Genomic DNA, 19,267 nt, shown 5'->3' on the forward strand with positions numbered 1-19,267 from the left:
TCTAATTGTTAATCAATAAAAATTCTTCAAAAGTGATTTCTTCTGTGTTTATTAAGTGATGAAAAAAGTATTCTAATTTAAACTTTGCTCCATGTGTATTGGGCTCTAAAAATCCTTTTTTATTGTACGTTTTTTCAAAAGCTGCTTTCTGGAATGATTTAATTACGATTTTGGAATTGTGAAAGTATTTTAAATTTTGAATGCGGTTAAACAAAGTTTCTAAACAAATTCCTTCCTTTTTAATTTCATCAAACAGCGCATCTAAGTCAGTGATGGCGGTTGCGGCTGCTATTGGATTTTTTCTTGGCATATATCAAACATCATTAAGGAAATTAAAAAGTAGTTTTTTTAATTTCTTTAAAGGTACGCCTAATTATCTTACCAAATTCATTTTTAACGTATTGATTTTCTGCTAGTCATATTGCTGATACGAACCACATTTTATCAAAAAATTTCCGTAATAAGGTGCTGTTAGGTTCGAAATAATAACTCCTTTCGATGTAGAAGCATGCACAAACATGTTGTTTTGTAAATAAATTCCTACATGGTTTACAACGCCCGTGTTTCCAAACGAGAAGAACACTAAATCGCCTTCTTTTAAATCTTTGGTGTATTTTCGTTTCACATTTGCAGCAATATCCTTTGAAACTCTTGGAAGTTGTAGATTATACACTTCTTTATACAACAAATTGGTGAAACCCGAACAATCGACTCCTCTTTTGGAAATACCACCAAATTGATAAGGCGTGCCGTACCAATCAATAATAAATTGATACAGACTTTTGTTTTTTAAACTACTCGTGCTAACGTCTAACAATGTGCTAATTTCTTCTAAACTAGCGGGTTTTGAAACAGTTTTATTGGTTTTTACAACTTCTTTTTTATTGTTTTTTTCTTGGTTGTATTTATCGCGCCAATCTGTTTTTGATTTGCAGGAAAAGGCAGCCATCGTTAAAAAACAAATTAAGATGTATTTTGATATGAAAAAAACCGGAATGCTCCGGTTTTGTATGTTATTCATCATTTTTAGGGATGTTTTTTAATTGATCCAACTTCTCTTTCCAAAGATTCAATTCATCTTTGTGGCGGTCAATGTTTTTATTGATTTCTTTTACCAGAGGATTATCTGCTTTTGCATTTGAAATAAATTGCACATTGTTTTCTAACTGAAAAATTTCCGAACGAATTTCTTCTATCTTTCGTTGCACAAAAATGGTTTCGTTTTGCAAGCGGCGGTTGTCGTTGTTTTCAATTAAATGCTCAATTTTATTGTTGAATTTCACCAATTCCGCTTCTTTTTTAGAAAGACTAAGTTTGTCAAACAAAGCGTCTAAAATTTTATTGAATTTGCCTTCAATATGTCTTCGGGTTTGTGGTACCACTCCTAAACTTTTCCAGTTTTCAATATGGGCTTTAATACCGTCTAAATCGGTTTTGTGATCGCCTGTCAACTGAAAATCTTTTAAACTTTCTAAATATTCTTTTTTCTTGTGAAAATTTTCCATTTCTGCTTCTATCTCCTTGCTGCGTTCGGCATGCAAACGATCAAAGTACGCATTACAGGTTTGTTTAAATTCTTTCCACAAGCTATCTGAAAACTTTCTTGGCACATGCCCAATGTGTTTCCATTCTTCTTGTATTTTTTTCATCAAAGGAGTAACCGTTTCAAAATCAGAACTTTCATTCAAAGCTTTTGCTTGTTCCACCAATGCTTGTTTTTTAGCAAGATTGTCTTGCTGTTCTTTCTTAATGTCTTTATAAAAATTATTTTTTAAAACATTAAAATTGCGTGTGGCATTTTTGAAAGCGGTCCAAGTTTCTTCACTTTGTTCAGCAGGAACTCTACCAGTATTAAAGAATTTTGTTCGCAATTCTTCGATTTCTTTAATGCCGTTTTGCCAATCGTTGTGTGAGTGGAACGATTTAGTCGCAATTTGTTCAATAGCAGCTATTAATTCCTTTTTTTGTTCTAAATTTTGTTCTTCACGTTGGCGAATTTCATTTTGCAACATTTCTCGTTTATTGTGCAATTCTTTTGTGATGTTGCTGAAATTATGCCAGATTTCTTCGCGGTATTCTTTTGCTACCGGTCCAATTTCTTCTTTCCAAACGCGGTGCAAAGTCTGCAATTCTCTAAAAGCTTTTCGAATGTCTTTTTCATGAATTAACAACGAAGCACGTTCTATTAATTTTTGTTTTTGTTCTAAATTGTTTTTAAAATCTAAATCACGTGCCTCACGGTCCATGTGCAATTGATCGTAAAAACGTTCCAAATGAAAATGGAAATTATTCCAAACGTGGTTATAATTGTCTTTGGGAATAGAACCCGCATTGCGCCAACGTTCACGCAACTGATTAATATCTTTTAAAGCAGCATTATAGTTATCGGTGTTTTCTACTAAATCTTTTAATTCTTCGATAATTTGGTTGCGTTCTGCCAAATTTTTCTTTAATTGATCTTGTATCGATTTAAAATGTTTGTTGCGTTGGTCGCGGTAGTGGCTGTATAAAGAATCGAAATGATTTTTTGCCGGCAAATCATACTGAAAATCGGAAGCATAAGCATCTGGGTTTTCTTCTAAGAAAAGTGTTCTTTTTTCATCGATCACATCATGATATTTCTGTAAGAAACTACGTTTTATAGTTTCTACATGCTCGCGAATGGCAGTTACCTTTTCGTTTTTTAGCAAAAGATCCAATTGCTCGTTCAATGCTTCTAACGATAATTCATCGTAATCCAGTAAAGGAATATCGTTATTTTCGTTGATTGATGACGTTTCGCCGTCTTCTGCATTGGTAGAATTGATTTGATCCACAATGGTATTTGATTCATTTTCAGTTGTAAATCCGTCTGCTTCATGCAGGTTATCATTCTTTTCTTCTAACATTTTTCTAATGTTTAAGTTTAACAAAATTATTTTTGAAAGATAAATAATTAATTATAATTAACAAATACTTTTTGAAAAAACAATCAACTGTTCCAAATTTTCCAAGCTTCTTCTGCTTGAATTTGCAGCATTTCCCATCCATTTTTTATGGTTGCACCTTGTTTTTTACAATTTTTTAGAAATAATGTTTCCGCCGGATTGTACACTAAATCGTAAGCTAAATGGTTGTTTGTTAATAATTTATAAGGAATTTTCGGAGCGGTTTCGGTATTTGGAAAAGTACCCAAAGGCGTACAGTTGATAATAATTTTGTGATTCTGTATGATATCTTCCGATAAATCGTTGTAAGTTGTTTTTCCGCTTCTCGATACTAATAATGTTTCAATTTGCAATTGTTCTAAAGCGTAAATTACTGCTTTGCTTGCACCGCCTGTTCCTAAAATTAATGCTTTCGTATGATGTACTTCTAATAAAGTTGCTATTGATTTTTTAAAGCCGATCCAATCTGTATTGTAACCAATTTTTTTTTCGTTTTCGATTTTTATGGTGTTAACGGCACCTATTTTCTCCGCATGTATATCTAGCTCATCTAAATACGGAATGATTGCTTCTTTGTAAGGAATGGTAACATTAAAGCCTTGATATTTATCTTTAAATAAAAGATTTAACTCTGATAAGTTATCTATATCAAAATTAATGTATTGCGTGTTTAAAATACTTTCTTTGTTAAACTTATTGTTGAAGTAATTTCTCGAAAAAGAATAGCTGATGTTTTTGCCTATTAAGCCGTATGTTTTCATAGAAATTAGTTAAAAAAGTAAACCAAGTAATTTTTATATTGTAGAGTTAATTGTAATGCTTCTGAGAATTTATATAGACGAAAAATGGTCTTATTATTTTATCCATAGAAGTTTTTTAAATACCTACAAGGTTTGAAAACAGACCTTGCAGGAATTTAAAAAATGAATATTATTCTTGATTAAAATTTTGAATATAAGCTTGTACTTGCTCATGTTCCCAAACCGTTGGAAAAAGATCTTGTAACAATGTTCGGTTTTTATAATTTAATGCCAATGCATTGGTTAAATGATACAATGCTTTTTCGGTTTGATCTGTCAACATATATAAACCCACCAAACGATATTCAATTTCGTATTCGTCATTAAAAATATCGCGTGCTTTTAGTAATTTTTGTATAGCATCGTTATTATTTTCTAGCAATCGCAAAGTATCGCTCCAAAAAAGCCACGTGTCTAAAAAGGCATCGCCGTGTTCAATTGCTTTTCTAAAACCCAATTCGGCTTCTTCCAAAAACAATAAATCTTTATTAATGATTGCAAATCGGCGCCAATACAAATAATTGTGCTCATCGATTCCCAATGCTTTATTTACAAATTGTAAGGCTTTTTTAAAATCGTTTTTTTTCAGGTATAAATCTGCAATAGCAATCCACGATTTATCCATTAAAGGATCTTCATGTACCGATTTCAAATAATATTTTAATGCTTTATCTAAATTCTTTAGTTGCTCATAACAAGCGCCAATTCTGCGATATACATACGATGATGGATCTTCAATTTGCAATACATCTTTGTAGCAGTTAATTGCTTGTTGATACATTTTCAATTTTTCATAAGCTTTACCTTTTTCAATATAAGCGCCTGTAAATTTTTCATCGATAATACAAGCAAAATCAAAAGCTTCAATGGCTTTTCTATAATCTTTTGTGATATAGAATTGGCGTCCTAATTGATGCCAAGCAACTTCTGAATAAGGGCTGTGGTCTATGAATTCTTCTAAGAACTCAATGGCTTCTTTGTTGTTGTCTAAAAAATCGTAACAATACACCACATTATAAAGTGCTGTTTGGTCTTCCACATCGTGTTCCAAGCATTTTATAAAGGCGTCTTTTGCCTGCACAATTTCATCGATATATAAATATTCCATTCCCAAAAGCGAATACACATCGGCAAAATCATCTGTATATTGCAAAGCAATGTTTAAACACTCAATGGCCTTTTGATGGCTACCTTGTTTTGAAAAAATGGTTGCTCGTTGAATATACACTTCATCATTTCGCGGATCAATAGCTTGTATCTCGTTAAGCAGTTTTTCGGCTTTGTCTAATTTATCTTCAAAAACCAAAAGCTCTACTTGAACCAATTTCAGTCCGATAGAGTTGGGGTGTTGCTCCAAACCCAGCTTTAGTGCCTTTTTAGAAAGGTTTACTTTCCCTGAATCTAAATAGTGCAGTATAATGTTTTCAAATTCTTCTGAATCGAAAAAACAAACTTTATTTGTTTTAAGCATATTCTCGAATTTTGAAATAGACATTCTAAAAAAATCTTCTTCGTCGTTTGTAAACATAATCGACCTTTCTTTTTATTAAATATAGTTCATTTTATGCAGTTTTTTTGCTTTTAAAAACTATATTATTAACATTTTAATTAACAAAATTCGGCTTGAACTTCGTTTAACGCATCCAATAGCAACGCACAACCTTCTTTAATTTCTTCTTCAGAAATGGTTAACGGCGGTGTGATGCGGATGGCTTTCCCTTCAAACATCAACCAAAATAATACCAAACCTTTGTCTTTGCATTTTAAAATTACGCGATTGGTGATTTCTTCAGAGGGTGTCATGGGTGCCAACATTAATCCTTTTCCGTGAATTTCAGTGATTAGTGGGTGTTTTAATAAGCTTCGGAACAATTGTTCTTTCACTAAAGTTTTTGCCATTAAATCGGTTTCAAGCAACTCTTGCAGCGTAGCCAAGCAGGCTGCCGCAATGACAGGGTGTCCGCCAAAAGTGGTAATATGCCCACATTTAGGATCGCTTGCCAATAAATCCATAAGTTTTTCATTGGCTGTGAATGCACCAACGGGCATGCCGCCGCCCATTCCTTTGCCCATAACTACAATGTCGGGTATGATGTTATAGTTTTGAAAACCAAACAGTTTGCCTGTTCTACCAAATCCCGGTTGAATTTCGTCTAAAATTAGTAAAGTTCCGGTTTCGTCACAGCGTTTTCGCACCTTTACTAAATAATTATTTTCTGGAGTGATGAATCCGGCGCTTCCTTGAATGGTTTCTAAAACCACCGCAGCCGTTTGGTTGGTGATTTGTTTTAAATCGACTTCGTTATTAAAGGTGATGAAATCTACATGGGGCAACAGCGGGCGGAAAGCTCTTTTGCGTTCTTCGTTCCCCAAGATACTCATCGCACCTTGTGTATTGCCGTGATAGGCATTGTTGCACGATATAATCTGTGTTCTGCCAGTGGCACGTTTTGCCAATTTTAACGCGCCTTCAATAGCTTCGGTTCCTGAATTGACCAAATAGGTTTTGTTGAGCGATGCGGGAAGCTGTGCTGCTAACAGTTTGCAAAAATCAACTGCAGGTTTTTGAATGTATTCGCCATAAACCATCACATGTAAATAATGATCTACTTGGTTTTTTATTGCTTGAACCACACGCGGATGCTGATGTCCTAAGGTGCAAGCCGATACACCGGCAACAAAATCTAAATGTTTTTTGCCATCGGTGGTATAAATGTAACTGCCTTTGGCACTGCTAATTTCTAGTGCTAGCGGATGCTCAGTAGTTTGTGCTTGGTACTTAAAAAAATCTTGCTTCATTTATTCCTTTCGGTTTTTAATCACATTTGGTGCTTTTGCTTTTCGCTTAAAATTCAAGGTTTTTTCTTGAATTTCCATAGGTTTTTCGCTTATTTTTTCGTTCTGTTTAATTTCTTGCTCGGCTTTATCGTCGTGCTTCAATTCTTCCTCGCTAAAGAGTGCATCTACGCTGTACATTCGTTCATCGCCCCGCCAATTAAAACCTGCTAATTTTCGGGCATTCTCTGGAAATTGCTCGGGTGGGTAAGTGGTTCCTTCTGGATTAATCATTCGGGTGGCAGTTGTGATTTTGTTTTCTTCTAATTCTAAAACAATTTTGCTACAAATGCCTTTATCAATTCCTTTCAAAACTTGCTCATCATATACATAATAAATCATTTCTGCATTTTGAACCAAATCAATCTGCCGAATTTTATCATCGATAAATTTTCCATACATATTAATTCCTTTGGCCTGGTTATAGCCTGATCCTAAGGTATCTTTCTGAATCACAAAGGCGTTGTTTAGTACTTTTAAGGAATCTAATTTTTCGGTTTGCACATTGTTTATCAAATGAATCACATCGCCAGTTAACTGACTTTCACCATTGAATAAGACAGGTTTTCGAATTAATTGCAAAAGTCCAATTTTTTGATCGTAATGCAATGAATCTGCTTTTCCGCTCATGTCGGGTGTGCGATACATATGTGCATTGGGATAACCTTTTATCACACGTTGTTTATCAGGTCCCACAATTTGTAAATTTTTTGCATGAAAATAGGTGGTATCTTTTGGCGTATAATAGGTTATGAGGGGTTTTTTAGTCATGTAAAGTGAATCGTTTGCCCGAAAAACTTCAGCAAAATGGCTTGTTGCAACAGTATTGTTAATAGTATCGGTAACTTTTACATTATTGATTCCTTTGGCATACGAACGTTTTTCATCATAAAACATTTCATCAGCTTCAATACGCTTGTTGTCATAAAGAATAAACGATTTTTCAATCATTTTTCCTTCGTTTAATCGGGTGTCGTAAAAACCATTTTCGGTGTAGATATGATTTCCTTTATTATCAATCGTGGAAGGACCAAACAAATAGGCATGACCCGAATCTTCGTAATAGTCTAAATGGTTCGATTTTACCACATTTTCAGGATTGGTAATCACTACTTGCGTTCTAAACTCATATTTTAATTCCCGTGTGTAGTATTTTCCGGTTTTCGATTTTAAGGTATTTTGTTTGTTGGTAATGGTTGCGTGATCGTTGTAATAGGCAATTCCCGTGTTTCGGTCGTAATATACTTTTTCTGATTTTAAAGACGAATCTGGCGAAGTCATTACTACATTTCCCGAAGCATACGCAATTTTTTGCATACCATTATATTCGGCATATTTGCTGTTCAATTGCAAAGTGTCGTCTTGAACAATTCGTACATTTCCAAACAGTTTTGCGTAATTTTCTTTTTCAAAAAAATAGGCTTTATTGCAGTAAATATACATACTGTCGTGTTGCATTTGAACATTACCTGTAAGAATTTTGGCACCGGGAACTTCATATTCGTTCACATCGGTAAAATCGGCTGCCAACAGTCGTATAATTTTACCACTTGTTTCGGTTGTTTGTGCATGCAATGACAGGCTGCAAACCAAAATAAAAAGTAGGTTTAAAAAAACGTTTTTCAATTGAGATTATTTTTTTCAAAATTACGCATTTTAAGCGATATCTTCACTAAACTTTTGTTAATGGATTTTATAAAAAACGAGCTAACTTTTTAAATTCGGCATCCAAGTTTTGCCAGCAATTGTGACTCCAAATACGAACGTATTCATAACCTGATTTTTTAAGGATTTTCTCTTTGTGCATATCTTCCAAATAAGCCAAGTTTTCTTGATAAATTTCTTTGCTCATACATTCAATTGCAACAGCTGGTTTGTTTTCGGGCTGTAAAAGTATATCAATTGCATAACCACCAAAATCGTAATTTAAAGTTGCTTTTACAGTTGGATAATTTTCCGAAATTAATTGAAAAATTTGTTTTTTAAACTCGTTTTCTGGTTTTTGGTGAATTTCAGAGTGTTTGTTGCCGTATTTTTCTAATTCTGCCAAAATATCTTTTCTGGCTGTTTCGTTTTCCTCGCTAACAGCTTTGCAATAAGCTAAATAGGTATAAAAAACAGCGCGGCGGTTATTGGCGCCTTCTTGTGCTAAAAAATCTTTGTAATTGCTGTAAAATTCGGAAGGAATAGAATTACAAATGTAGATTTTTTCCTTTGCTCGGGTCACAATCACATTGAGCAATTTGTATCCTTTGGTGTGATTTACAGGACCAAAACTTTGCACAAATCTACCGTCTTTTTTCTTGCCGTAAGTGGTTGATATAATGATTACATCGCGTTCATCTCCTTGAATATTCTCTAAATTTTTTATAAAGAACCCCGCTTTTTCTAATGCATTCATTTTGTCTGCAAAAGCACTGTTTTCTGGTGCATTCATTTTTTGCAAGATTTTTCTGCGGATGAAATTTCGCTGAGTGATATTAAACGTTGCAATTCCAACCGATGGATACAAACCGTTTGCTTTGGGTTGAATTTCCTCTAAAATTTCCAGTACTTTTTCTGCTTCTTCTTCATTGATATGTTCGTGAAATGTGCCACCCACTTCATAAAACTCAATGGGTTTTTCATTTTTTGAAGCTGGAAGTGGTCGCAAGCGTGAATTGTAAAACGCATGATTTGAAAAATCAATTAAATGCGGATGTTTGGATCGATAATGAAAATCTAAATGATTTTTTTCAAAATTGTTTTCTAAAGCAAAATCTAATAGCGATTCAATGTTTAAAAGTGCATTTTTAAATGTAAGCACTTTTTCGTCTTCCACATCATCTTCGTCTTCCACGCTGCCGTCAAAAACTTTACTAAAATAATTTGAAGGAGGCATTTGGTGCTCATCACCCGCCACAATGATGTTTTTTCCTTTGAGCAACGCTGGCAGATTGTCTTCTAATTTTAACTGCGATGCTTCGTCAAAAACCACATTGTCAAAATAAAAATTTTTACCTTGAAACAAGTTACAGCACACATCGGGCGTAGTTAAAATTACAGGGAAAAAAGCGGTGAACAAATCGGTGTCTTTAAACGTAATTTGCCTTAACGACAAACGGTTGTGATTGGTGCTTTTACGTTTGTTGTATAAATTCGCTACGGTTAAATCTTTGTTTTTTAGTTCAAACTCTTTTACGGCATTTTTTTGTGCATCGCTCCAGAAATTCTGAATGAAATTTTTTTGTATCGATGAAAAGTTTTCAATTTTCTTTGAAAGATCTTGGTAGTTTTTCTCGCTAACTTGCAAAATACGTTTCGATTTTTCTTTTAATAATTTATCGAAATAAGCATATAAAAAAGACTGTTCCCAATTAGAAACATCATAAAGCACTGCCACACATTGCTGCTGAAAAGGCGAGAGAGTGCTGTAAAAATGAAACCATTCATGTCCTGCCAATAAAGGATTTTCAATATTGGAGCTGTAATTGTCAAAGGTTTCAAAACTTGCCGTAATTTTTTCTTTGAAGGAAAAATAGGTCGTTCCAAAATCGGTATTTGCCAACCACGCATCACTAATGATTTGCTTTTTCAACTGTAAAATATTGTTTACCAATTCATTAAACACATCGGTAGTGAAATTGCTGTCGTAGTAATTTAAAACATCAATTGCAGCAAAATCTGTGGTTATCTTTTCTGTAAAATGTATTTTTAATGTGGCTAATTTATCTTTATAAGCAAGAATCTCTTGTTTGTTTTTCAATAAATCGGCAGAAATCTCAATAGCATCAAAATCATCGTGTTGGGTAATGGTTTTAATTAAATGCCCGAGTTCAATTAGTCGTTTTTGTGCTTTTATTGCTTTTTTCTTTTTAGAAGACACAATCGCCAGCAATTTATAGAAAAAGCCATTGGTTTTCTCAGGGTCATAAATATCTGCTGTATCGGCAAAAGTACTTGTAAGCAATTCGGTTTCATTGATATAATTGGTTAATTGCTCACTGTTTTTGGTGAAATCGGTTTTTCGTTTACCATAATAAAAATGTTCAAATGCAGCCGCTTGCTGTTCAATTGCAGCAAATTGTTTTTTATAGTGCGCAAATGCTTCGTTTATTTTATTTTGAATAGCGAAAAAATGATCGGTCAAAAGCATTTGGTCGTTATAAAAAAACGAAGTGCTAAACGGTTTAAATTTTTCATAAAGGGGTTGCCCGTTTGAAAATAGATAAAGTAACTGCTGAAATTCATCGGTGGTAAAACTGCACGGAATCAGATTTAAATCTACTGGTTCTTGTACAGATTTTAACGATAAAATGGTTCCAATAATTTCGGTCCAATTTCTGTTGTCAATCAATTGCACGTTCAGTGTATGATGAATAGTGTTCAGTTTTTCCTTGAGTTTGTCAATTGCTACCACCTCTCTATTCAAAAATTCTTGCCAATGCAATTCGCTTGCTTTTTTAAAATCGGGTTGATCAATAGTGTTGCGTACCGCATCGACCACCAATCGGCGGTCCGAAAGACTGTCTTTAATCATGATGCAGTATTTTCCCAAGCCTTTTTCTTGCAATGCATTATACAAAACTTCTAGAGCAGTTTGTTTTTCACAAACTACAATCGTGCGATGTTTGTTTTCTAAAGCATTGATCAGCACTGCAGTTAAGGTTTGGCTTTTTCCAGTTCCTGGTGGTCCTTGGATTACAATTTTGGATTGATTTTTTAGCGATTCTAAAATTTGTTGTTGTGAGGGATCGGTTTCTATGGAAGTAATTGATTGAAAAATTTTATTTTCATTCGTTACTTCTTGGGGTTTAAAATCGGTGATTAAGCTTTCGTAATCGTTAATAATATTTTGCTTTTGCACTTCAAAAAGTGAAAAAATACCACATTTTTCGATTACCGCATCGCCGCGTTTTTCTAATTTTTTGTCGTATGCCGCTTTGGTTTTTAGCAAAGGAATGCGCTCATAGTTATTCAACAAAAAATCAATGTTTTGATCCATTTTAAGTTTTTGAAGAATCTCGGTACAGATAGCAAAAATTTCGGGTTTGTCTAACTTTCCGTCTTCGAGCATTTCAGGCGGAATAGGGTTTAGGCTAATGCCGGAATCATTTTGCAAATGGTTGATAAGCACTTCGTTTAAATAAATCGGGTCTTCTTCGGTACGACTTATTTTCCAAGTGTTCATTTCCGATGATTGCTTAGCCTTTACCGACCAAATAAATAGCGGAGCTGCCGTGATTTGCCCATCGTTTTGATCTTTCCGAATCAAAATTGGAAAGCCGAAACCAAAGGTGTTGATTCCTTTTTCAGACTCAATAGCTTCGCTTTGAAAAATTAAATTTTCAAAACTATTGGCAATTTTTAGTAAGTTTTTTTCGCGTTCTGCTGCTGCATCTGTTGGATCTACTTCTTGCGCAATGACTTCTTCTTCCAATTCAACAAGTTCCACATTTTGGTCGCTAGTTGCTTTGTCATGAATTGAAAAAGAAAAATTCATATTTTTCAAGGTCAACAAATCTAAAATAAAGCGTTCGGGCAAGCTTGGATATATTTCAGCCAATCGCGCCAAATCGAATTTATATCTAGAGTTTCCGGGAATGGCATTTAAGTGCACACCACGGCGGTTACCCACTTTTAATTTGTTTTGAAATGCCTGAAAAACATCGGCAGTAAAACTATTCATAGTATTTTTAATATGTTTCGCAGTAAAAGTAGGATAAATTTTTATCTTTCAAAAAAAATCCTGCATTCTTTCGTTTGCAGGACTTTTTTTTTGGTTGAAAATTATTTCATTATTGTTTGCTTGCGGTCAGGACCAACAGAAACAACTTTTATCGGCACACCTACATATTCTTCAATAAATGTGATGTATTCTTTTAATTCTTCAGGCAAATCGGTATAATTTGTTAAGCCGGTTAAATCTTGTTTCCAACCTTTTTTCTCTACATATACAGGTTGCACATTTTCTGCTTCGATATTATAGGGCAAATGATCAATTTCTTTACCTTTATAAGTATATGCTGTGCAGATTTTCAATGTATCGAAACCAGATAAAACATCGCCTTTCATCATATATAATGCGGTAACACCGTTCACTTCAACTGCATATTTTAAAGCAACTAAATCTAACCAACCACAGCGACGTGCACGTCCGGTTACTGATCCAAATTCATTGCCCACTTTTGCCATTGTTTCTCCAATTGTATCAAACAATTCGGTAGGGAATGGCCCTGAACCAACGCGGGTGGTGTATGCTTTAAAAATACCAAATACATCTTTCACCTTGTTGGGTGCAATTCCTAAACCAGTACAAGCGCCAGCAGCAGTTGTGGTTGAAGAAGTTACAAATGGATAAGTACCAAAATCAATGTCTAGTAAAGATCCTTGTGCACCTTCGGCTAAAATAGATTTTCCTTCTTTTAAAGCGTTGTTTAGATAAAACTCAGAATCGATAAAAGTAAGTTTTTTTAATTCTTCAATAGCTGTGAAAAACTCTTCTTCCATTTCTGCTAAATTGTACTGTAAATCAACATTGTAGAATTTTATCATTTCAATGTGTTTTTCAGCCAATGCATTGTATCGTTCTTTAAAATCTGCCAATTCAATATCGCCAATTCGCAAGCCATTTCTTCCGGTTTTATCCATATAAGTTGGTCCGATTCCTTTTAAGGTAGAACCAATTTTTGCTTTGCCTTTTGCTGTTTCAGAAGCGGCATCGATCAAGCGATGGGTTGGTAGAATTAAGTGAGCTTTACGCGAAATTAATAGGCGTGATTGCACATCAATATCAAATTTTTGTAAACCTTCGATTTCTTTTTGAAACACAACCGGATCCATTACTACGCCGTTTCCGATAATATTTATTGAATTTTTATGGAAAATTCCAGAAGGAATGGTTCTTAAAACATGTTTAATTCCATCGAATTCTAAAGTGTGTCCTGCGTTTGGACCTCCTTGAAAACGAGCAATGATATCGTATTTTGAAGTAAGAACGTCTACAATTTTTCCTTTTCCCTCATCTCCCCATTGAAGGCCAAGTAACAAATCTACTGTCATGATGTTTGGTATGTTAGTCTGTTTTTAATTATTTGTTGTGCTGTTATTTTCTTTTTTGGTTCCGTAGAAGTATAAAGAATGATTTTGAATTTGAATGTTAAAAATTTCTTCAATCGTTTGTTTAATGCTTTGGATACGTGGATCGCAAAATTCAATAACTTCCCCAGTATCGGTTAGGATAATGTGGTCGTGTTGTTTATCAAAATACGATTTTTCGTAATGCGATTGGTTTTGCCCAAATTGATGGCGGCGCACCAAACCGCATTCCAATAACAATTCAATCGTGTTGTAGAGTGTGGCTCTGCTTACACGATAATTTTTGTTTTTCATTTTAATGTAAAGCGATTCAATATCGAAATGTTCTTCGCTTTCATAAATTTCCTGAAGAATAGCATAGCGTTCAGGGGTTTTTCGGTGCCCTTTTTCTTCTAAATACTTAGTAAAAACGCTTTTAACAATGTCTTGATTTTTATTTTCTTCCATGGTTGTCTTTAACAGCACAAATATAATTGTTTATTGCCGATACTAAAAATAAATATTTAAAATTAAGCACTTCCTATGATTCTCGTGATTTTTTCAACGCCGTCTATGTTCTGAATGTTGTCTATCAATTTGTTAAGAACGCTTTTGTTTGGTACGATTACTGTGATTTGTCCGGTGAAAATTCCTGCGTTTGAACTTAACGAAATACTTTGTATGTTAACGTTCATTTGGTTGGATATAACGCGTGTTAATTCATTGGTTAATCCTAATCCATCAATACCTTTTATCATTAAAGATGCGTTGAACTCTTGTGCAGAAGAATCAATCCATTTGGCAGGAAGAATTCTATACGCATAATTAGAGCGCATGCTTAATGCATTCGGACAATCTATTTTATGTACTTTGATGCCTTCGTTGATGGTTACAAATCCAAAAACTTGATCGCCCGGAATGGGGTTGCAGCAACTTGCCAATTTATAATCAAGTTTTTCATCGTCTTTACCAAAAACAATTAAATCGAGTTTAGCTTCGGGTTTCACCTCGTTTACTTCTTTTCGTATCGATTTTTTAAAGAAGTTTAAGAAAGCATTGCTGTTTTTATGGCTGGCAAACTCTTTTAAATGCGGGTTTTCTATTTTTCCTGTTCCTACTTTATAGAACAAATCCTGACTGGTTTTTAGTTTAAAAAAGTTTACCAGTTCATTGACCACTTTTTCGTCGAGATTTATTTTTAGATGTTTTAATTTGCGTGCTAAAATTTCTCTTCCTTCTTCGGCAACATGTTTAACATCTTCGTTTAATGCATTTTTAATTTTGTTTTTGGCACGTGCTGTGGTAACAAATTCTAACCAATGCACACTTGGTTTTTGGTTTGCCGATGTAATGATTTCTACCTGATCGCCCGAATTTAACTCGTAGTTTAAAGGTACTAATTTTCCATTTACTTTTGTTCCGCGTGTTTTAATGCCAATATCGGTGTGGATGCTAAAGGCAAAATCCAAGGCAGTAGCTCCTTTTGGCAATGATTTTATTTCGCCTTTTGGGGTGAAAATATAAATTTCTTTGGCGTATAAATTCAGTTTAAAATCTTCTACGAAGTCCACAGCGTTTGCTTCGGAGTTTTCTAAAGCTTCTTTTAATAAATTCAACCATTTATCTAAACTGTTTTCTTCGGTAACCCCTTGTTTGTATTTGTAATGTGCGGCATATCCTTTTTCTGCAATTTCATCCATACGCTCGCTGCGGATTTGTACTTCCACCCAACGTCCTTTTGGACCCATCACAGTGATGTGGAGTGCTTCATAGCCGGTTGATTTTGGCGAAGAAATCCAATCGCGCAATCTGCTGGGCGATGGTCTGTAATGATCGGTTACAATAGAATAAATTTTCCATGCAATAAACTTTTCATCTGCTGGAGCTGATTTATAAATGATGCGAATGGCAAACTTGTCATATACTTGATCAAAAGTTACCCCTTGCGCTTTCATTTTTCTTCGGATGGAATAAATCGATTTGGGACGACCTTTCATTGTAAACGAAATATCTTCTTTTTCTAATGCCTCGTTCAATACCGATGTAATACTTTTAATATAAGCAGCTTGTTCTTCACTGCTTTCTTTGGTTTTGCTTAAAATATCGTCATACACATCGGGTTCGGTATATTTTAAACCCAAATCTTCTAATTTTGATTTTATATTGAACAATCCCAAACGGTGTGCAAGCGGTGCATAGATATACAAGGTCTCCGAAGCAATTTTTGCTTGTTTATAAGGTGCCATCGATTCCATGGTTTGCATATTGTGCAAACGATCGGCTACTTTAATAAGAATTACCCGCACGTCATCGTTAAGCGTGAGCAACATTTTGCGGTAGTTTTCTGCTTGAAGCGAGATGTCGGGATCGGGTTCCATGCGCGAAATCTTGGTTAATCCTTCCACAATCTTAGCGATTTTAGGATTGAACATGCGCTCTATATCTTCTACCGTTATATCGGTATCTTCTACCACATCATGCATTAATGCAGCAGCGATAGAAGTGGGACCCAAACCAATTTCTGATGCTACAATTTTTGCAACAGCAATAGGGTGGAAGATGTATGCTTCGCCCGATTTTCTTCTTTGGTCTTTGTGCGCTTCAACAGCAACATCAAATGCTTTGCGAATAAGCTTTTTGTCTTCATCGTTAAGTGTTTGATAACTAATGCTTAAAAGTTCTTTGTACTCGCGTGCGATTTCTTTGTTCTCTTTTTCAATTTCTTCTTGTGTCATAAAATGCCCATTTTCTTCACTAAATATATAAAAAATCTGTTATTGCTATACTATTTTAAACAAAAAAAGGAGCAAAATGCTCCTTTCTTATATTTTTACGAGAATGATCTACTAAAATACATAGAAAACACCTGCTGAATACTGTGCGTGTGAGCCTTGACCTTTGGTTGAAATATTGCTTCTACCCATTGCTTCTACATTAATACCTAATCTTCGATAAAATTTATCGTGGTGATAACGGGAACTTTTTGTAGCGGGAATATCGGCAATCCAGAAATTAATACCACCACCGGCGCTAGCCATTGTTAAATCGGTTTCGTTTAAACGCAAATGACCAACACCTGCTTTAATATAAGGGTCGGCAATTGGAATATTGAATAAACCACCTAAACTATAAGCTAATGAACCGTTAAACGATACAATAGAGATGTTTTCGTTTACAACCATACCGTTCATCACATTGTCTTTCTCCATTTCGTTCATTGAAAAATCTGCTTCAACGGAAAAATTTGGTGCAAACTCGTAACCAATCATTACTTTTGCAGGAATACCCCCTGAAATCATGCTGGCACCTTCTGGTAAATCGGTGTGGTTAAAGTTAAAATCCATCATATTGTAACTTGCTCCAACTTTCCAATTGTAGCTTTTTACATAGCGTTCGTTTTTATGTATTACCTGTGCTTGTGCTGAAAAACCTATGCAGCTTAATGCAAAAAATGCTTTTAAGATTGTTTTTTTCATAAAGTCTAAAATTTTTTATAAATATAACTAAAATTTTAAATATTTGTAGCTTTTATTGATTTCTTTGTCTTTTTGCTTCGAAAATTAATACAGCCGCAGCCACAGAAACGTTCATTGAATCAATTTGTCCTTGCATGGGAATAATGATATTTGCTGTTGCTTGTTTGCGCCATTCTTGCGATAACCCAGTAGCTTCGGTTCCCATTATGATGGCTGAAGGTTGGCTAAAATCAACACTGTAATATGGCACTGCTTCCTGCAAAATAGCACTAAAAAGGGCAATGTTTTTATCTTTCAAAAAACTAATAATCTGGGTTGATGTACCCACTGCGATTTGATTGCTAAACAAAGCACCCACACTAGAACGCACGATATTTGGATTGTACACATCGGTTTTTGGGTCGGCAATTAGCACGGCATCTATTTTGGCGGCATCGGCTGTGCGAAGAACAGCGCCTAAGTTTCCGGGTTTTTCTAATGATTCCAAAACCACAATCAACGGATTTTTAGGCAATTGTAAATCTTGCAATGTGTGCGTTTTTGCTTGTGCAATGGCAATTACACCTTCTGTACTTTCTCTATATGCTATTTTTTGATATACTTCTTTCGATAGTTCAATAAATTGTGTTTCATTGGTAAACATTTTCTTGAAATCGAGAAATTGTGTTTCGTTAAACAAATCAAAGCAAATGAGCAGCTGATCTATTTTATAAGCATTTTTTAAAGCAATTTCGATTTCGCGCTTGCCTTCAATCACAAAAAGTTGTGTTTTTTTGCGGGTTTTACTTTTTTCTTGCAGCTGCAAAATGTCTTTCACCAATTGATTGTGTATGCTGGTAATTTGTTTCATTTAAATAATTTCTTGCTGTTTAATTTCTAGATATTTGTTTAACAAGTTTACCGACAAATCCTTTGGTTTTGTGTAAATGGTTTTTATGCCGTGCATTTGTAATTCTTGAATAATGAGTTGCTTTTCGTGCACAAACTTTGAGGCAATGGTTTGTATGTAAATATCTTTCGTGGTTTGTGCTTTTTTAGCGCTTACTGAGTGCAACAAGGTATTTTCAAAAATAATGGTTAGCAACACGTGTTTCTTTGCTAAGGCACGTAAATAGGGCAATTGTCTTTTTACAGCGTCTAAGGTTTCAAAATTGGTGAAAAGAATCAGCAAACTGCGTTTTTGAATTTTCTTTAAACTATCTGTTAACACATATTGATAGTTCGACTCTTTAAAATCGGTGGAAATATGATACAATGCATCAACAATTTTGCGCACTTGCAACATTTTATTATCGGCTTTCAAAAACACATCGGTTTTCTTTTCAAAAGTCCATAAACCTGCTTTGTCTTGTCGTTTCACAGAGATATTTGCTAGCATTAAAGCGGCATTTATGGAATAATCTAACAGCGACATGCCGTCGAAAGGCATTTTCATGGTTCTGCCTTTATCAATCAAAAGATACACATTTTGCGCTTTTTCTTCTTGATAATGATTCACCATTAAATGTTGTTTTTTTGCAGAAGCTTTCCAATTGATATGCCGTAAATCATCGCCCATAACATAGTCTTTTATCTGTTCAAATTCAGACGATTGACCTATTTTTCGGGTGCGTTTGATACCGTTTGGCAACAAAGCTGTTTTTGATGCCAACAGCTCATATTTTCTAAGATTTAAAAAACTAGGATAAACCGCAATGTTTTGATTTACAGCTTCTTTAAAGCGTTTACCTAGCAGTTTGGTTCCGTAAGATGCATAAATATTAATAGCTCCAAATTCATATAAACCGCGTTCTTTTGGAACTAATTGATAGTTTAATTGTTTGGAGGATTGTTTGGAAATTTTTGTAGTTATAAGAAAATCTCGATTTTGAAACTGAAACGGCACCTCGTCTATAATTTGCAGAGAAACAGCAAAAGGATACTTGTTTTTAACCTGCAATTGAATATCGTTGGTATCGCCATTAGACAATCGCTCGGTAATTATCCGTTCTGCTGTGATTCCGTTTTTTATATGAAACAATAAAAACAATTCTATGGCTAAAGTGATTGTTAAAACAACTAATAAACCAATAGCAAAATAGTAGAAAAAGGGCAGAAAATATCCCACGGAAAAAGCGGTAATTACTGCAAGTAATACCAAATAAAAACGTGTATTTAGAAATATAGATTTCAT

Annotated in this window: 14 protein-coding genes; all 14 read right to left on the minus strand. The window is 34.5% G+C overall.

Annotated features, from left to right (window positions below; translation table 11 throughout):
- Position 1: 1 nt before the first annotated feature.
- The 14 genes from MG290_RS02860 to MG290_RS02925 all read right to left on the minus strand — a co-directional run bounded on the left by MG290_RS02860 (position 2) and on the right by MG290_RS02925 (position 19,267).
- A complete protein-coding gene (locus MG290_RS02860; RefSeq protein ID WP_264562406.1) occupies positions 2-310 on the minus strand; it encodes a hypothetical protein in 309 nt (102 codons plus the stop codon).
- 102 nt (positions 311-412) lie between these two features.
- Entirely contained in the window at positions 413-1,024 is a 612-nt protein-coding gene (locus MG290_RS02865) for a C40 family peptidase (RefSeq protein ID WP_264562407.1), read from the minus strand.
- Positions 1,014-2,888, minus strand: coding sequence for a DUF349 domain-containing protein (locus tag MG290_RS02870; RefSeq protein WP_264562408.1), 1,875 nt, complete (start codon positions 2,886-2,888; stop codon positions 1,014-1,016). The genes MG290_RS02865 and MG290_RS02870 overlap by 11 nt, the downstream gene beginning before the upstream one ends.
- Before the next feature lie 83 nt (positions 2,889-2,971).
- Positions 2,972-3,688, minus strand: coding sequence for a shikimate dehydrogenase family protein (locus tag MG290_RS02875; RefSeq protein ID WP_264562409.1), 717 nt, complete (start codon positions 3,686-3,688; stop codon positions 2,972-2,974).
- A 169-nt stretch (positions 3,689-3,857) separates the two neighbouring features.
- The gene (locus MG290_RS02880) at positions 3,858-5,255 is read right to left on the minus strand and encodes a tetratricopeptide repeat protein (protein WP_264562410.1); all 1,398 of its coding nucleotides are present in this window, start codon (positions 5,253-5,255) and stop codon (positions 3,858-3,860) included.
- An 80-nt stretch (positions 5,256-5,335) separates the two neighbouring features.
- Positions 5,336-6,526 carry an aspartate aminotransferase family protein gene (locus MG290_RS02885; protein WP_264562411.1) on the minus strand — a complete coding sequence of 397 codons (1,191 nt, stop codon included), beginning with the start codon at positions 6,524-6,526 and terminating at the stop codon, positions 5,336-5,338.
- Positions 6,527-8,188 (minus strand): OstA-like protein, encoded by a 1,662-nt coding sequence (locus MG290_RS02890; protein ID WP_264562412.1) that lies wholly within the window; start codon positions 8,186-8,188, stop codon positions 6,527-6,529.
- A 67-nt stretch (positions 8,189-8,255) separates the two neighbouring features.
- The gene (locus tag MG290_RS02895; RefSeq protein ID WP_264562413.1) at positions 8,256-12,230 is read right to left on the minus strand and encodes an AAA domain-containing protein; all 3,975 of its coding nucleotides are present in this window, start codon (positions 12,228-12,230) and stop codon (positions 8,256-8,258) included.
- 101 nt (positions 12,231-12,331) lie between these two features.
- Positions 12,332-13,603, minus strand: coding sequence for an adenylosuccinate synthase (locus tag MG290_RS02900; protein ID WP_257499050.1), 1,272 nt, complete (start codon positions 13,601-13,603; stop codon positions 12,332-12,334).
- 24 nt (positions 13,604-13,627) lie between these two features.
- Complete coding sequence (locus tag MG290_RS02905; protein WP_257499049.1) at positions 13,628-14,086, minus strand: Fur family transcriptional regulator; 459 nt, start codon at positions 14,084-14,086, stop codon at positions 13,628-13,630.
- A 62-nt stretch (positions 14,087-14,148) separates the two neighbouring features.
- A complete protein-coding gene (locus tag MG290_RS02910; protein WP_257499048.1) occupies positions 14,149-16,353 on the minus strand; it encodes a RelA/SpoT family protein in 2,205 nt (734 codons plus the stop codon).
- Positions 16,354-16,464: 111 nt separating this feature from the next.
- Positions 16,465-17,094 carry a porin family protein gene (locus tag MG290_RS02915; RefSeq protein WP_257499047.1) on the minus strand — a complete coding sequence of 210 codons (630 nt, stop codon included), beginning with the start codon at positions 17,092-17,094 and terminating at the stop codon, positions 16,465-16,467.
- Positions 17,095-17,146: 52 nt separating this feature from the next.
- Positions 17,147-17,944 (minus strand): TrmH family RNA methyltransferase, encoded by a 798-nt coding sequence (locus MG290_RS02920; RefSeq protein WP_264562414.1) that lies wholly within the window; start codon positions 17,942-17,944, stop codon positions 17,147-17,149.
- Entirely contained in the window at positions 17,945-19,267 is a 1,323-nt protein-coding gene (locus MG290_RS02925) for a DUF58 domain-containing protein (protein WP_264562415.1), read from the minus strand. It abuts the gene before it with no gap.

It is taken from the genome of Flavobacterium sp. CBA20B-1, assembly GCF_028473145.1.
In the GTDB taxonomy this organism is placed as follows: Bacteria; Bacteroidota; Bacteroidia; order Flavobacteriales; family Flavobacteriaceae; genus Flavobacterium.

What these genes read in the sequence shown, in the direction of transcription:
- MG290_RS02860 (WP_264562406.1), bottom strand. Translation starts at nt 310, where the DNA reads ATGCCAAGAAAAAATCCAATAGCAGCCGCAACCGCCATCACTGACTTA.
- MG290_RS02865 (WP_264562407.1), bottom strand. Translation starts at nt 1,024, where the DNA reads ATGATGAATAACATACAAAACCGGAGCATTCCGGTTTTTTTCATATCA.
- MG290_RS02870 (WP_264562408.1), bottom strand. Translation starts at nt 2,888, where the DNA reads ATGTTAGAAGAAAAGAATGATAACCTGCATGAAGCAGACGGATTTACA.
- MG290_RS02875 (WP_264562409.1), bottom strand. Translation starts at nt 3,688, where the DNA reads ATGAAAACATACGGCTTAATAGGCAAAAACATCAGCTATTCTTTTTCG.
- MG290_RS02880 (WP_264562410.1), bottom strand. Translation starts at nt 5,255, where the DNA reads ATGTTTACAAACGACGAAGAAGATTTTTTTAGAATGTCTATTTCAAAA.
- MG290_RS02885 (WP_264562411.1), bottom strand. Translation starts at nt 6,526, where the DNA reads ATGAAGCAAGATTTTTTTAAGTACCAAGCACAAACTACTGAGCATCCG.
- MG290_RS02895 (WP_264562413.1), bottom strand. Translation starts at nt 12,230, where the DNA reads ATGAATAGTTTTACTGCCGATGTTTTTCAGGCATTTCAAAACAAATTA.
- MG290_RS02900 (WP_257499050.1), bottom strand. Translation starts at nt 13,603, where the DNA reads ATGACAGTAGATTTGTTACTTGGCCTTCAATGGGGAGATGAGGGAAAA.
- MG290_RS02905 (WP_257499049.1), bottom strand. Translation starts at nt 14,086, where the DNA reads ATGGAAGAAAATAAAAATCAAGACATTGTTAAAAGCGTTTTTACTAAG.
- MG290_RS02910 (WP_257499048.1), bottom strand. Translation starts at nt 16,353, where the DNA reads ATGACACAAGAAGAAATTGAAAAAGAGAACAAAGAAATCGCACGCGAG.
- MG290_RS02915 (WP_257499047.1), bottom strand. Translation starts at nt 17,094, where the DNA reads ATGAAAAAAACAATCTTAAAAGCATTTTTTGCATTAAGCTGCATAGGT.
- MG290_RS02920 (WP_264562414.1), bottom strand. Translation starts at nt 17,944, where the DNA reads ATGAAACAAATTACCAGCATACACAATCAATTGGTGAAAGACATTTTG.
- MG290_RS02925 (WP_264562415.1), bottom strand. Translation starts at nt 19,267, where the DNA reads ATGAAATCTATATTTCTAAATACACGTTTTTATTTGGTATTACTTGCA.